The organism is Nonomuraea sp. NPDC049309 (genome assembly GCF_043196965.1).
Lineage (GTDB): Bacteria > Actinomycetota > Actinomycetes > Streptosporangiales > Streptosporangiaceae > Nonomuraea > Nonomuraea fastidiosa.
The window spans coordinates 759,020-773,090 of the sequence record NZ_JBICSH010000001.1; the positions used below are offsets into that span (position 1 = coordinate 759,020).

Here is a 14,071-nt window from a genome sequence, read left to right on the forward strand (position 1 = left end):
CCCGCCCGCGACCCACCAGGCGAACCGCCTGCCGAGGCGGCACCCGATGCCGGAAACGAGGACACTCGCCAGCGGCCGTGAACCATCAGTCGCCCGGTCACACCGGGCCACGCCCGCTGCCGCGCACCGGCCGATCGCCTGCCGGGACGTGCTGCCGTACCGGCCACGAGCAGCGGCGACCGCGCGGGCCCGCGCGAACGCGACAGCGGCCCACCCCGGGCGGCTGATCCTCATCGGACGTTAAGGTTCGCCCCTTACCCTGAGCGCTCGTGCTGATGCAGGAGGACGTGGAGACGGCGGCGCCCGAGCCGCGGCCCAGGCGGGTGTGGCGCAGGCGGCTGACGACCGGCCTGGCGGTGCTGTTCGCGACCGGCACGGCGGTGCGGCTCGGCGGGCTGGAGACGGGCGTCCTCCTGGTGCCGATGGCGGCGTTCACGCCGTACTTCGCGGTGATGGCGCTGGTCGTGCTGGGCGTCGCGGTCGCGCTCAGAAGCCGGGTCGCGGTGGCGATCATGGTGGTGGTCTGCGCCTGTCTCGCCTGGTGCGTGTTGCCGCGCGCGTTCGGCGACGACGCCGCCCCGGCGGGCGGGCGCCCGTTGCGGGTGCTGACCATCAACCTCAACGGCGGGCGGGGCGACGCGGCCGTGGTCACCGAACTCGTACGCCGCCTCAACGTGGACGTCCTCAGCCTCCAGGAGCTCACCTGGTCGTCCATGGTCCGCCTCAACGCGGCCGGCCTCAACGACCTGCTTCCGTATCACGTCAGCGTGCCCGACGTACGCGGCCCCCAGGGCAGCGGCATCTACTCCCGCCACCCGCTGCGCGAACGCAAGGGCCTGTTCCAGCCGGTCGGGCACCACATGCCGGTCGCGGAGGTATCGCTGCCCGGCGGCTCGCCCGTCGAAGTGGTCGTGGTGCACCCGGTGGCGCCCGTGCCGCGTACGGTCCCCGAATGGCACGCCGGCGTCGCCTCGCTGCCGCCCGCCCCCACGTCGGGGCCGCCCCGGATCCTGGCCGGCGACTTCAACGCCACCCTCGACCACGCCGTCTTCCGCGACCTCCTCGCCACCGGCTACACCGACGCCGCCGGCTCCACCGGCAACGGCCTGGTCCCGACCTGGCCCCACGGCCGGTCCCTGCCGCCGCTGGTCGCCATCGACCACGTACTGACCGACTCGCGCGCCGGGGCGGTCGCCACCCGGATCTTCGACATCCCAGGCTCCGACCACCGCGCCCTCTTCGCCGACCTCCGCGTCCGCCCCTGACCCGAGCACTTTTCACCGGCCCCCGCACACGCCCTGGCCCGAACACTCTCCGCCGATCCCGCGCACGCCTGACCCGAGCGCTCCATCGGTTTCGCGCACACACCTGACCCGAGCCAGCCCGCCAACCCCGCGCACGCCCTGACCCGTGCGTGCCCGCCGTCCCTTCGCGTATACACCCGCACCCGCAGCCGCAGCCGCGCACACGCCTGCGCGGTTCCACCCCACCCATGTGGTGATCGCCCGGTGATCGCACTCGTGGCGCTGTGTGCGCCCGCGCCCGCGTGCTCACGACCTCTGTCCGCATCCCGTGTCCGTACGCCTGCCGCACCCGCGCCCACGCCTGTAGCCCGGACCCACATCTGAAGCCCGGACTCCACGCCTGAAGCCCTGGCCTGCACCGGTGACCCGCGCCCATCCGCAGGCGCGTTCACGAGGCTTCGCGGTAGCCCGTCCCCCGGCGCCTGTGCTTACGGCCCGGCTCGCGTCTCCCCCGCAACCACGCTCGCACCTGCGGCGCTCCCGCCCCGCACGCACCCCACCTCCGTGGTCGCCCGGTGCCGCCCATGGTCACCCGCCCCCGCCCCGCCTGCGCTCACCGCCACGTCCCCGCTCCCCGCCCCGCCTGCGCTCACCGCCACATCCCCGCTCCCTGCTTCACTTCGCTTGTGGTCACCGCCGTGCCCCAGCGCCTCGTCCCACCCCTGTTCGCTGCGCAGGCCGCTCATGCCGGGGCCGTGCCCACGCGCCGCTCCGCGCGCCCACGTCCGTACCTGCGGACCCCCGCTCCCCCGGCGCGCGCCTGGCCCTGCCTGCGTCCGTGGACGTTCGCGGAGAGGCGAAATCAGCGCTCCTCCGCGCGGAACAAAAGCCGCACATTTCCTCCCTCCACCACAAATTCCTTCGACCCATTAATGGCACAATGTCGGCTTTTCTTGCAGCCTGACGTAAATAAAAGATCGCCTCGTCAATTTGTTTGAGCAGGATCGGGAATCTAGGGTCTACGTGTCGGCCGGCGCCTTTGTACCAAGCCGGGGGTGGGCGGGAATTGCCGGTTCTTTTTCGCAGAATGCGCGCGCGGACGCTTGCCGCCTGCGTGGTGCTCGGGTGGGTCGTCATCACGCTGGCGGCCGTTCTCGCGAGCGGCCCGCTGGGGGACGTCCGCGTCACGAGCGGCACGTCCATGCTCGCCAGGGGCGTCGAGTCGGCGCGCGTGCTCGACCTGGTGGCCGAGCAGTCCGGACGCACGGTGCCCACCCTGGTCGTCTACGAGCGCCCGGGCCCGCTGCGGCCGGACGATCTCGCTGCGGTGCGGCGCGACCTGCGGGAGTTCGCCCGTGTGCCCGACGTCGTGGGCACCTCGTCGGCGCCGCTGCCCAGCGCCGACCGGCGCGCGCTGCAGGTGACGGTGCTGCTGTCGGGCAAGCCCGGCGTCATGATCTCCCCGCTGGTCGAGCAGGTGCGCCGCATCGCGGCCGAGGCCAACCCGCCGGGGCTGGCCAGCCACGTCGCGGGCGCGGGTGGGGTGGCGGCCGACTACTCCGGCGCGTTCCTGCGGGTGGACGGCACGCTGCTGGCGCTGAGCATGGCCGTCGTGCTGCTGGTCCTGCTGGCCGTCTATCGCAGCCCGGTGCTGTGGCTGATCCCCATGCTGTCCGTGCTGGTCGCCTATCTCTGCTCGGCGGCGGCGATCTACGCGCTGGCCCGGTCCGGGCTGATCACGCTGCGGGCGGCCACGCCCGAGGTGTTCACGGTGCTGGTGTTCGGGGTGGCGACCGACTACGCGCTGCTGCTGATCGCCCGCTTCCGCGAGCGGCTGCGGGTCACCGCCGGCGAGACGGCGGCGCTGAAGGAGGCGATGGCGGGCGGCGTCCATACGGTCGTCGCCTCGGCGCTGACGGTGGCGGGCGGAGTCGGCTGCCTGGTGGCCGCCGACACCAACGCCCTGCGCTCGATCGGCGCGGCCGCCGCCATCGGCGTGCTCATCACGATGGCGGTCATGGTCACCCTGCTGCCCGCCCTCATGCTGCTCGGCGGCCGCCGCGCCTTCTGGCCGTCCGTGCCTCACCCAGGCTTCGGCGGCCCGGACGGTCCGGTCGCGCTCGGCGAGCCGCCAGGTGCCACACGAGGTCTCAGCCTCGCGCGTTTCCGCAGGCGGGGCGCGAGCGTGCATCCTCGCCGCGCGTGGCCGAGCACAGGCATGGCACCTGACCGGGTCCGGCCGGGGACGTGCGCGGGGCCTGGGCGGACGTGGGCGCGGGTGGCGGGGTTCGTGGGGCGGCGGGCCGCCGTGGCGTGGGCGGGATCGCTGGCCCTGCTTGCGGTGATGTGTCTGGGGCTGACCACCCTGGACGCGTCCGGCATCCCGCCGTCGGCGATGTTCACCACCCGCACGAGCTCGGTGGAGGGCGACCAGGCGCTGCGGCGGCACTATCCGGCCAGCGCGCCCGTCGTGGTGCTGGCCAGGCAAGGCTCGGCCGCCGCCGTCGCACGGGCCGTCCGTGGAGCAGAGGGAGTGGTGTCGGTACGCAAGGGGCCCGCCGCGCCCTGGCGGGTCTACGACGTGGTGCTGGCCGCCGAGCCGAACACGCCGTACGCCGAGCGCCTGGTGGAGGGTCTGCGGGCTGCCGTACGCGCGGCGGCCGGGGACGCGGCGCTGGTCGGCGGGGTCACCGGCGAGCTGCTCGACGCCAAGAACGCCGCACTCGCCGACGCCCGCCTCGTCGTGCCGCTGATCCTGCTGGTCGTCGGCCTGATCCTGGTCGTGCTGCTGCGCTCGCTGGTGGCGCCGCTGCTGCTGATGGGCACGGTGGTGCTGTCGTTCGCGGCCACGCTGGGGGTGTGCTCGGCGCTGTTCACGCAGGTGCTGGACCATCCCGTGATGGACGTGTCGTTCGCTCTGTACGCTTTCGTGTTCCTGGTCGCGTTCGGCGTCGACTACAACATCTTCCTGATGGCCCGCGTACGCGAGGAGACCGCGCGCCTCGGTACCCGCCAGGCGACCCTGCACGCGCTGCGCGCGACCGGCGGGGTGATCACGGCGGCCGGGGTCGTGCTGGCCGCGGCCTTCTCCGTGCTGACCGTGCTGCCGCTGGTGCCGGTGGTCCAGCTCGGGCTGCTGGTGGCGGTCGGGGTCGTGATCGACACCGTGCTCGTCCGCTCGTTCCTGGTGCCGGCGCTGGCCTGCCACCTGGGCCCGCACTTCTGGTGGCCGGCCCGCGAACCTCACCCGGCGCCCGTCCTCCGCCCGGCTCACGAGCCCGCCTACGCCGCCTCCGCGAGGTGACCCGGCCTCGCCCACCGCCCCTGTCCCACCTGCGTGTTCACACTGCGGCCGGAAGGAGCGCACATCCACGCTGCGCCAGGAAGGGATGCACGTCCACACTGCGGCCGGAAGGAGTGCACGTTCACGCTGCGGCCGGGGCGGGTGCAGCGGCCGTGGACGCGCCGCGCGGCCGGGCGCCGTCTCCCCGGACCTTCGCGCCCTCTACCAGGTGGGCGGCAGGCAGGCGGACGCCTTCTACCGGGACCGGTGGAGCCATGACAAGGTGGTCCGCTCCAGGCACGGCCGGAGCGGGTCCACAGGGGCGGGATTCGGCGCGCGACCTACGCGGTGCAGTGCTCGCGGCCTCGGCGCGAGGCCGGGTGTCATCCGAAGCGGGGCTGGTCTCTCAGGCGTCTTGGGAGTCAGGGTTTTCTGCTTGCGGAGCGTCCCGACCCGGCGCCTTTACATTGTAGATCTCTGGGCAGGGCGTCCGGCTAGCAGCCAGAGGAAGGCGGCCGCCCCGAAGCCCTCCGCCGCTGACACGCGCGCTGGCATGCCGAGCAGCCGGAACAGGGCCGGCCCGTTCCCGGACCCAACAGGACCTCACGCCGAAGCCCAGAGCGGGGCCGTCGAGGGGGTGGCTCGCTAGCGGCGGCCGTACTTCTTGTGCACCGCCTGCTTGCTCACCCCGATCGCGTCGGCGATCTGCGACCAGGCCAGCCCCGCCACCCTGGCGCGCCGCACCTGGACCGCCTCCAGCCGCTCGATCTCGCGCCGCAGCGCGCTCGTGGCGTGCAGCGCCAGCAGCGGATCGTCGTCCTGTGCCTGCCTCATGAGGTCCGCCAGGTCGTTCGTCATGCACTAAAGGTAATCCAGCAGCAGTGCGTTGATCTCATCGGGACGTTCGAGCGCCGGCAGATGCCCGGCCCACTCCAGCTCGAGCAGCCGCGCCTGGGGAAGTTCGGCGGCGAGGCGGCGGGCGCTCTGGCGGAAGTACGGCAGATCGTGCCCGCCGGACACCACCAGGGCGGCCACGTCGATCTCGGCCGGGGCGATCTCGTTCTCGACCTGCTCGGGCTCGGGGTCGGCGGCGAGCTGCGCCTCGAACGCGTGCCGCTGCATCGCCACCAGCCTGTCCCACGCCGCCTGGTCCGCGCCGGGCCCGAGGAGGATGCGGGCGTTCAGCTCCGCGGCGCCCTGCACGTCGCCCTGCTCCAGCAGGCGTCCTTCCTCTTCCCAGTACGCCCGCAGGTCGGGCGTCGGCTCCAGCGTGCCCAGCGGGTTGAGCAGCACCAGCCGCCCCGCGAGCCCGGCGGCGGCCAGCTCCAGGGCGACCCGGCCGCCGCCCGACGACCCCACCAGCGCCGCCCTGCTGACGCCGAGCGCGGCCAGCACCTTGGCGACGTCACCCGCGTCGCTGTACGGCTCCCCCGCCTCGTACGGGCTGCGGCCGTAGCCGCGGAAGTCTACTTTGATCACCCGGAACCGGTCCGCCAGCACCTCCCACTGGGCGTCCCACATGCCGGAGTCGGCCGCGGTCGCGTGCAGCAGCACCACCGGCTCGCCCGCGCCGCGCTCGTCGTACCAGATCGTCACCGTGCCTCCACCGCCATCCGCACACCGAGTCCGATCAGCACCAGGCCGGAGATCTGTTCGAGCCGCCGCTTGACGGCCGGGCGGCCCAGCCACTGCTTCGCCAGGTTGACGGCCCAGATGAGCAGCACGTACCAGGCGATGTCCACCAGCGTCCACACCACGGCCAGCGTGGCGAGGGTGAGCGGCACGTCCTGCCCGGCCGGGACGAACTGCGGCAGGAACGACATCGCGAACACGGCCGCCTTCGGGTTCGCCAGGCACGTGCCGAGGCCCGCCAGGTAGGCCCCGCGATGGCTCGTCACCGCCTCCCCTTCGGGGGCGGTGAGAGGAGCCGGTTTTCTCGCCTGCCACAGCGCCTGCGCGCCCATGACCACCAGCACGGCCGCGCCCGTCACGCGCATCACGTCGTAGGCCAGCTGCGAGGCCACGACCAGGGCGGACAGCCCGAACGCCGCCGCCAGGCCCCACAGCAGGATCCCGGTCTCGTTGCCCAGCGTGGCGGCCAGGCCGGAGCCGCGGCCGGCGCGGAGGGTCTGGCGCATGATGATCGCCGTGCTCACTCCGGGCGCCATGGCCACCAGGACGCACGCGCCCACGAAAGCGAGAAGGTACATGCCGGGGATGTTGGCAGATGGCGGGCACGGGTGTCGCCTGGTTTTCCGCCCGGCCCGCCGACCCACCGACCGGGCACCACGCCGAGAGCCGGTCCACCGACCGGGCACCACGCCGAGAGCCGGTCCACCGACCGGGCACCACGCCGAGAGCCGGTCCACCGACCGGGCACCAGGCCGAGAGCCGGTCCGCCGACCTGCTGGCCGGGCGCCAGGCCCGGAGCAGGTCGGCCGATCCGGCAGCAGCCGGGACGCCGGTCCAGGAGCCGAAGGCGGAAGTCGGGGTCAGGCTCTCCGATCCGGCGGCCCGGGTCATCGGGCCCGGTGCCTCCGAGGCGGAGGGCCGCTCATGGTGGGGCGGGGTCAGCAGTACAGCTTGGCCAGGTCGGCGGCCGCCTCGGCCATCATCGCGCGCAGCTCCGGCGGGCCGATGACCTCGACGTCGGTGCCCATGCGCAGCAGCTGCCAGCGCGCGTACGTGAGCGACTCGACCGGCAAGGTGAGCGTGACCCAGCCTTCCGGGTCGGGCGGGTCGGCGGCGGCCAGCGCGGCGGCGACCACGTCCGCGCCCATCGTGTACGCCAGCAGGTCGCCCCGCCCGGGAGCGAGCCTGATGACCGCCTCCGCGGTGTACAACCGCGCGCGGAACTCCTTGGCGTACTCCGCCCAGAAGGTGGCCAGATCGAAGTCCTCCGGCCGGGTGAAGTGTCCCGGCAGCGTCTCCAGTGTGAGGATGCGCGCCACCCGGTACGTGCGCGGCGAGGCGCCGGGCGGGGCGGCCACGAGGTACCAGGAGCCGCCCTTGAGCACCAGCCCGTACGGGTGGATCACCCGGTCCACCACCTGCTTGCCCCACCGCCGGTAGGTCATATGGAGCGGCCGCTGGCCCCACACGGCCTCGGCCACCTCGGTCAGGTGCGGCACGTCGTCGGCGGAGCGGTACCAGCTGGGCACGTCCAGCAGGAACCGCTCGCGCATGCGGGCGGCCTGGGTGCGCGGCTCGGGCGGCAGCGCGGCCAGCAGTTTCAGCTCGGCGTTGGCGACGACCTCGGTCAGGCCGAGCTCGGCGGCGGGTCCCGGCAGCCCGGCGAGGAAGAGCGAGGACGCCTCCTCGGCGGTCAGGCCGTTGAGCCTGGTGCGGTAGCCGTCGAGCAGCTGATATCCGCCGGCGGGTCCGCGGTCGGCGTAGACCGGCACGCCGGCCGCCGACAGGGCCTCGATGTCGCGGTAGACGGTGCGTACGGACACCTCCAGCTCGGCCGCGATCTCGGGCGCGGTCATGCGCCCCCGCGTCTGCAGGAGCAGCAGCAGAGACAGCAGGCGGCTGGCGCGCATGCCGGCCATTCTATTTCCGGCGGCTCACCCCTGATCTGGACGAAAAGGCGGGCTTTCCGCGGCCGGACGGGCCGGGGATCAGCCGAACTGCTGCCACCCCAGCCTGAACACCATCGCCACGACCACGCACAACAGCACGATCCGCACGAACGCCGCTCCCCGCTTGAGCGCCATCCGCGCCCCCACCTGGGCCCCGCCGATGTTGCAGACCGCCATGAAAAGGCCGAGCAGCCACTGCACGTGCCCCTCGACCGCGAACACGGCCAGCGCGCCGACGTTCGTGCCGATGTTGATGATCTTCGCGGAGGCGGACGCGGAGACGAAGTCGAGCCCGAGGATCGTGGTGAAGGCGATGATGAGGAACGTCCCGGTCCCCGGCCCCATGATCCCGTCGTAGAAGGCGATGCCGAGGCCCGCCGTCGCGACGGCCGCCGCCACCCGGGCCCTGGTGCGCAGGCGCGGCTCGGGCAGCGCCCCCATGCTCGGCCGCAGCGTCACGAACGCGGCCACGGCGAGCAGCACCACCATCACGGCGGGCCGCAGCACGTCGGCGGAGATGGACGCGGCCGCCCACGCGCCGAGTCCGGCGCTCACCACGGCCATGGCCGCGCCCGGGATCGCGACCTCGCGGTCGAGCTTGCTGGAGCGCGCGTACGCGACGGCGGCGGAGGTGGTGCCGAACACCGACGACAGCTTGTTGGTGGCCATCGCCTCGACCGTCGGCATGCCGGTCATGAGAATGGCGGGAAGCTGCAGCAGCCCGCCGCCTCCGACGACGGCGTCGACCCATCCGGCTGCGGCCGCCGCGGTCAGCAACACCAGGACCTGCTCCAGCGGCACGCGCCATTCCCCCGATTCCCCAAGAAACGCCAAGAGTGTACAAGCCGGGCTTGCGGCACTTCGCCACCGCCTCCCCGGCGAGCACTTCTGACGGCCCTCGTCTGGAGCGGAACGCGAAGCGGGGCCGCGGCAGGACCCCGTTCCCGGCGCGTTTCAGATGGTGAGGCGGCCGGCGCTCGCCTGACCCGGGTCCCTCCCCCGGCCGGTCTCAGTGGCCGGCTCGCGCCGTGACGCGCACGCCGGTCGCGACGACGGCCAGGCAGACGAGCGCCGCGCAGGCCACCGCGGCCAGCATCACCGGGTACGTCAGCCACGCCGACAATCCGGCCAGCAGGGCAGGCAGCAGGAATCCCGCGTACGCGAGCATGTAGTAGATCCCCGTGAGGCCGGCCAGGTCGTCCGCGCCCGCCATGCGCTGGATCTCCAGCAGCCCGGACACGACCGCGATCCCGTACCCGGCACCCAGCACGGCGGCGGCAGCGGCGGCCAGCCACGGCGACAGCACCACCGCGCCCGCCACGCACAGCGCCGCCCCGGCGAGCATCACGACCATGGCCGCCACGGGTGCGCGCCCGCCGCGCAGCCTCTTGGCCGCCGGCTGGACGGCCACGCCCATGCCGAGCATCAGCACGGTCAGGCCGGTGGCGTACGCCAGGCCCCACTCCCCCACGCGGGTGTCCACGAGCTGCGGCATGACCGCGTACGCGAGCCCGGCCGCCCCGAACACCCACGGCGCCATCGGCAGCACCACCAGCCGGAACCGCCGCCGCGCCGGGGCGGGCACCCGCAGGTCGTCGAGCAGCGAGGCGAGCACTCCCCTGCCGTCCGGGTGCGGGCCCGGCGTGCGGGTCTCGGGCACGCGCAGCAGCAGCACGGGGACGGCCGCGGTGAGCAGCAGGTGCACGACGTACGGGCTGACCATGGGCCACGGGCCCCACTGGGCCAGCGCGCCCGCCACCCCGGCCCCCAGCGCGAACCCGGCCGTCTGGCAGAGCGAGGCGCGCCGGGCGGGCAGCGCGGCGTCCTCACCGGAGGCCAGCTCCTTGACCCAGCTGCTGCCGACCGCCATCGCGATGCCGACCGCGACGCCGGTGATCAGGCGGCCCGCGTAGATCGCCCACGGGCTCTGGCCGCTGAAGCACAGCACCAGGCTGGCCAGCGCGGACGCGGCGGTCCCCGCCACCATGACGGGACGCCGGCCGCGCCGGTCGGAGACGGGACCGGCCAGGAGCAGGCCGGGGACGAGGCCGACGACGTACGCGCCGAGGAAGGCGTCCACGTCGAGCATCGAGTAGCCGCCGAGGCGGCGGTACATGAGCAGCAGCGGCGTGAACTGGTTGCCGCCCCACCCGCACAGGAGCATCGCCACCGCGACGACCCTCCAGGACGGCCTGCGGGGTGCGGACGGTCTCGCCGTCGCGGCGGCCTGCCGTGTTTCGAGCATGGCGATACGCACTTTCGGTGTCGGTCGGGTACGAACGTGAGCGCCCCGGCCGAGCCGGCTCAGCCGAGGAGGCGGAGGTCAGTGAAGGTCGCCGTGCGTGGCCGTCAGGTGGGCGTGGAGCGCCCGCCCGAAAGCCGTGGCATCGCCGGCCCGCAGGTGATCGAGAAGCGTCTCGTGCTCGCCGGTGAGCAGTGGCAGCCGTTCGGGACGCAGCCGCAGCGCCGAGATGCTCATGCGGCGCTGCCGGTCGCCGAGGGTGGCGTAGAAGCGGGCGGCCAGGCGGTTGCCCGACGCCTCGACGATGGACCGGTGGAACGCCTCGTCCGCCTCGGCGTACCTGCCGACGTCGCCCGCCGCCGCCAGCTCCCGCTGACGGGCCAGCAGGTCGCGCATGCGCTGGTCGTGCTCGCCGGGCAGGCCGGTGCGGGCGATGCGCTCGGCGGCGGAACGTTCCAGCGCGAGCCGCAGCTCCAGCACGTCGGCCGCCTCCCCGGGCGGCACCGGCACGACGACCGCGCCGCGCTTCGGGTGCAGCGCCAGCAGCTCCTCCGACTCGAGGCGCAGGAACGCCTCGCGCACCGGAGTCCTGCTCACCTGGACGCGCTCGGCGATCTCGCCCTCGCTGATGAGGGTGCCGCCGGGCAGCTCGCCGGAGAGGATGAGCTCCTTGGTGACGGCGTACGCGGTCTGAGCAGCGGACGGACGCTTGGCGTTCTCGGGCATGCCGTCAGGATATCAGGCATGAATACAAGCTTGTATCTATGTTGTGTCCATGATGTTGCGGTCCATGGGATGGCGTGCGGCCGGGCCATTGCGGCCATGATCCGGCCGCAATCCCTGCGAGAGTGGGCCTGACGCGCCACCCATCTCGCACCTCGAAGGATGCTCATGGTCGTTCTCAGCACGCGGGCGCTCAACCGCGCCACGCTGGCCCGGCAGTCGCTGCTCGAACGCTCCGCCGTCCCGGCTCTGGACGCGGTCGCGCACCTGTGCGGGTTGCAGGCGCAGGAGCCGCAGGAGCCGTACGCGGGGTTGTGGTCACGCCTTGCGGCGTTCGACCCCGCGGAGCTGTCGGGCCTGCTGACCGGACGGCACGTCGTACGGATGCCTCTCATGCGCAGGACCGTGCACCTCGTGACCGCCCGCGACGCGCTCGCCTGGCGGGCCCGCCATGACGCGATGCTGCGGCAGAAGGTGCTCGCCGTGTACCGGCGCGAGCTGGACGGCATCGACCTGGAGGAGCTGCGGGCCGAGATCGAGGCGATCATGGGCGACGGCGTGCCCCGGTCGATGGGCGAGATGGGCAGGATGCTGGCGCAGCGCCGGCCGGGCGCGGACGCGCGGGCGCTGGGCGAGCTGGCGATTGCCGCGCTGGTCCCGGCGGTGCAGCTGCCGCCGCGCGGGGTGTGGCGGGCGAGGGCAGGGGCGCGCTACGCCACGCTGGAGTCCTGGCTCGGCCGCAAGGCCGAACCCCTGCCCGCCGACGGCTCCGATCCCGCGGGCCGTGAGCTCGTACGCCGCTATCTCGCCGCCTACGGACCCGCCGCCACCGCCGACCTGCGGGCCTGGGCCGGCCTGGCGGGGCTGCCCGCCGCGGTGGCGGCCGTGCGGGACGAGCTGGTCACGTTCCGGGACGAGCGGGGCCGGGTGCTGCTCGACCTGCCGGACGCGCCGCGCCCCGACCCTGACACGCCCGCCCCCGTACGCTTCCTGCCGGCCTTCGACAACGCGATACTCGGCTACCACGACCGCACCCGGATCATCGACGACGAGCACCGGAGCCTGTCGGTGGCGGGGGCCCGCGTCGTCCTGGTGGACGGCCGGGTGTCGGCCACCTGGACCGTCGAGCCCGGCCCTTCCGGCGCGGTCGTCATCGCCCCGCTACGGGACCTCACCCGCGCCGAGCGGGGCGAGCTGGTCGAGGAGGGGCGGGCGCTGGCGGCGTTCCTGTCGGACGGCGAGACCTCCGAGGCGCGCATCGCGTGACCACGTCATGTGCCGCGTCCGGCACCCGGCATCCGCCGGTGTCCCGGCGTGCGGCGCCGCGCCTCCCGTCGTGCGAGGTCCCGCCCCGGCCCGACGGCACGCACCATGGGCGCACAATAGGCAGAGCATCCACCCGGCCGGGCTGAGCACGTCCTGACCGCCCCGCTACCATCTCGGATGGACATGGACGAAACGGGGCGGAAGGCGCGGGTGACGGGATGACGTCCCTGCACGTCTTCGACATGGACGGCACGCTGCTCACCGGCTCCTCGGCCAGCCTGCAGATCGCCCGGCGGCTCGGCACGTACGACGAACTCGTGGCACTGGAGGCCCGCTTCGCGGCCGGCGAGATCGACACGCGGGGCTTCGCCGCCGCCATCCACGAGCTGTGGCGCGAGCTGACGGAGACGGCCGTGGCGGAGGCGTTCGCGGCCGGCCCGTGGCTGCACGGCATCGAGCAGGTCTGCCGCGACATCCGCGAGCGCGGCGAGCACTGCGCGGTCATCACCATGTCGCCGGACTTCTTCGCCCGGCACCTGCTCGACCTGGGCTTCGACGAGGTGGTGGCGTCGCGGTTCCCGGCGCCGCCGTTCGCCGAACCGCTGGATCCCGAGGCCATCCTCACCCCGGCCGACAAGGTCGGGATCGCCGAGCGGCTGCGGCGGCGGTACGGGCTGCCGCACGAGCGGCTGGTCGCGTACGGGGACTCGATGTCGGACGCGCCGCTGTTCCGGCGGCTGTCCAACACGGTCGCGGTCAACGCCGACCACCACCTCGCCGACCTGGCCGCCCTCAGCTACCGGGGCGGCGACCTGACGGAGGCGTACGCGCTGGGCCGGTCCCTGCTCGACTGACCGCGCCGGCGGTGGCACCCGCCCGGGGCCCTTGACACGCTGCGCCGCCCGGACAGAAGCTCACTATCAGAACATCGTTCTAGAAGTGCGGGAGCCGGCCGTGGGCGAGCTGGACGGACGGGTCGCGATCGTGACCGGAGCCAGCAGAGGCATCGGCGCCGCGATCGCCGAGGCCTTCGGCGCGGCGGGCGCGCGGATCGCGGCCACCGCCAGAACGCTGGAGGACGGCACCAACCGGCTGCCGGGCACGCTGCGCGACACCGTCAGCCGCATCCGCGACGCGGGCGGCACCGCGGAGGCGTTCGCCGCCGACCTGTCGGTCCCCGGCGACAGGACCCGCCTGGTGTCGCAGGTCCTCGACCGCTACGGGCAGGTGGACATCCTCGTCAACAACGCCGCCGTCACCTACTTCACGCCCGTCGCCGACTTCAGCCCGCGCCGCATGGCCCTCATGTTCGAGGTCCAGGTGAACGCGCCGACGCACCTCGCCCAGCTCGTCATCCCCGGCATGCGGGAACGCGGCCAGGGCTGGATACTCAACATCTCGTCGGTGGCCGCCCGCCACCCGTCCGTCCCGCCGGACCGCCTCGCCGGCCTGGGCGCCACCGTGTACGGCATGTGCAAGGCCGCACTGGAACGCCTCACCACGGGCCTCGCCGCCGAGCTCTACGCCGACAACATCGCCGTCAACTCCCTCGCCCCCACCCAGGTCGTCCCCACGCCCGGCACCCTCTTCCACGGCCTGACCACCGAGAACGACCCGAACGCCGAACCCCCGGAGGTCATGGCCGCCGCCGCGCTCGCGCTCTGCCGCGAGCCGGCCGGCAAGGTGACCGGCCGCATCGCATGCTCCCAGGATCCCCTCCCCTGAGCCGGGC

Annotated in this window: 12 protein-coding genes; 5 read left to right on the plus strand and 7 right to left on the minus strand. The window is 73.7% G+C overall.

All coding sequences use genetic code 11. The features are described 5' to 3' along the window. Positions 1-275 precede the first annotated feature (275 nt). On the plus strand, positions 276-1,265 hold the full coding sequence (locus ACGFIM_RS03610; RefSeq protein WP_393199611.1) for an endonuclease/exonuclease/phosphatase family protein: 990 nt from the start codon (positions 276-278) through the stop codon (positions 1,263-1,265). Between the two features lie 1,066 nt (positions 1,266-2,331). After that, positions 2,332-4,548 (plus strand): MMPL family transporter, encoded by a 2,217-nt coding sequence (locus ACGFIM_RS03615; RefSeq protein ID WP_393193988.1) that lies wholly within the window; start codon positions 2,332-2,334, stop codon positions 4,546-4,548. 624 nt (positions 4,549-5,172) lie between these two features. Here ACGFIM_RS03615 and ACGFIM_RS03620 read toward each other — a convergent pair. The 7 genes from ACGFIM_RS03620 to ACGFIM_RS03650 form a co-directional block, all read right to left on the minus strand. Continuing rightward, complete coding sequence (locus ACGFIM_RS03620; RefSeq protein ID WP_364051644.1) at positions 5,173-5,385, minus strand: hypothetical protein; 213 nt, start codon at positions 5,383-5,385, stop codon at positions 5,173-5,175. Positions 5,386-5,388: 3 nt separating this feature from the next. Continuing rightward, positions 5,389-6,123, minus strand: a complete 735-nt coding sequence (locus tag ACGFIM_RS03625) for an alpha/beta fold hydrolase (protein ID WP_393193991.1) — start codon at positions 6,121-6,123, stop codon at positions 5,389-5,391. Then, entirely contained in the window at positions 6,120-6,737 is a 618-nt protein-coding gene (locus ACGFIM_RS03630; RefSeq protein ID WP_393193994.1) for a LysE family translocator, read from the minus strand. Before ACGFIM_RS03630 ends, ACGFIM_RS03625 begins: the two co-directional genes overlap by 4 nt. 360 nt (positions 6,738-7,097) lie before the next feature. After that, on the minus strand, positions 7,098-8,069 hold the full coding sequence (locus ACGFIM_RS03635; RefSeq protein ID WP_393193997.1) for a helix-turn-helix transcriptional regulator: 972 nt from the start codon (positions 8,067-8,069) through the stop codon (positions 7,098-7,100). Between the two features lie 78 nt (positions 8,070-8,147). Continuing rightward, positions 8,148-8,909, minus strand: a complete 762-nt coding sequence (locus ACGFIM_RS03640) for a TSUP family transporter (RefSeq protein ID WP_393194000.1) — start codon at positions 8,907-8,909, stop codon at positions 8,148-8,150. Between the two features lie 208 nt (positions 8,910-9,117). After that, positions 9,118-10,353: an MFS transporter gene (locus tag ACGFIM_RS03645; RefSeq protein WP_393194003.1), complete on the minus strand. Its 1,236-nt coding sequence runs from the start codon at positions 10,351-10,353 to the stop codon at positions 9,118-9,120. A gap of 78 nt (positions 10,354-10,431) precedes the next feature. Then, positions 10,432-11,076 carry a GntR family transcriptional regulator gene (locus ACGFIM_RS03650; protein WP_393194006.1) on the minus strand — a complete coding sequence of 215 codons (645 nt, stop codon included), beginning with the start codon at positions 11,074-11,076 and terminating at the stop codon, positions 10,432-10,434. A gap of 165 nt (positions 11,077-11,241) precedes the next feature. Here ACGFIM_RS03650 and ACGFIM_RS03655 point away from each other — a divergent pair, with 165 nt between their 5' ends. From ACGFIM_RS03655 to ACGFIM_RS03665, 3 genes are all read left to right on the plus strand, one after another. Further along, complete coding sequence (locus ACGFIM_RS03655; RefSeq protein ID WP_393194009.1) at positions 11,242-12,339, plus strand: winged helix DNA-binding domain-containing protein; 1,098 nt, start codon at positions 11,242-11,244, stop codon at positions 12,337-12,339. A gap of 218 nt (positions 12,340-12,557) precedes the next feature. Next, entirely contained in the window at positions 12,558-13,193 is a 636-nt protein-coding gene (locus tag ACGFIM_RS03660) for an HAD family hydrolase (RefSeq protein WP_393194012.1), read from the plus strand. Between the two features lie 85 nt (positions 13,194-13,278). Then, positions 13,279-14,064, plus strand: coding sequence for an SDR family NAD(P)-dependent oxidoreductase (locus ACGFIM_RS03665; protein WP_393194015.1), 786 nt, complete (start codon positions 13,279-13,281; stop codon positions 14,062-14,064). Positions 14,065-14,071 lie beyond the last annotated feature (7 nt).